The organism is Catenulispora subtropica (assembly GCF_039531675.1).
Taxonomy (GTDB): Bacteria; Actinomycetota; Actinomycetes; order Streptomycetales; family Catenulisporaceae; genus Catenulispora; species Catenulispora subtropica.
The window spans coordinates 1-541 of sequence record NZ_BAAAQM010000145.1; the positions used below are offsets into that span (position 1 = coordinate 1).

Genomic DNA, 541 nt, shown 5'->3' on the forward strand with positions numbered 1-541 from the left:
TTGATGAGGCCTTCGATCTCGTCGCGGATCGGGCGGACGGCCTCCACGCCCTGTCCGGCGGGGTCGGTCAGGACCCAGTCCAGGTACTTCTTGCCGGGGTAGACCGGGCAGGCGTCGCCGCAGCCCATGGTGATGATGTAGTCCGAGGCCAGGGCGGCCTCGTCGGTCAGCACCTTGGGGGTCTCGTCGGACAGGTCGATGCCGACTTCCTTCATCGCCTCCAGCACCGCCGGGTTGACCTGGTCGGCGGGGGCGGATCCGGCGGAGCGGACGGTGACGCGGTCCCCGGCCAGGTGGGTGAGGAATCCGGCGGCCATCTGGGAGCGGCCGGCGTTGTGGACGCAGACGAACAGCACGGACGGCTTGGTCTCAGACATCAAGAGTTGCCTTTCGGGTGATCCGGGGCGCCGTCGGCGTCCGGGAGGTAGGTGAGCAGGTCGGTGACGAGCAGATCGAGTTCGTCGCGGATCCGTCGGACCTCGACCATGTCCTGGCCTTCGGGGTCTGGGACGGTCCAGTCCAGGTAGCGCTTGCCCGGCAG

Annotated in this window: 1 protein-coding gene; it reads right to left on the reverse strand. The window is 68.6% G+C overall.

The features are described from left to right. Window positions 1-377, reverse strand: a 377-nt coding sequence (locus tag ABD466_RS44335; RefSeq protein WP_344663337.1) for an arsenate reductase ArsC, incomplete at its 3' end; no start/stop codon positions are given. Between the last annotated feature and the right edge of the window lie 164 nt (window positions 378-541).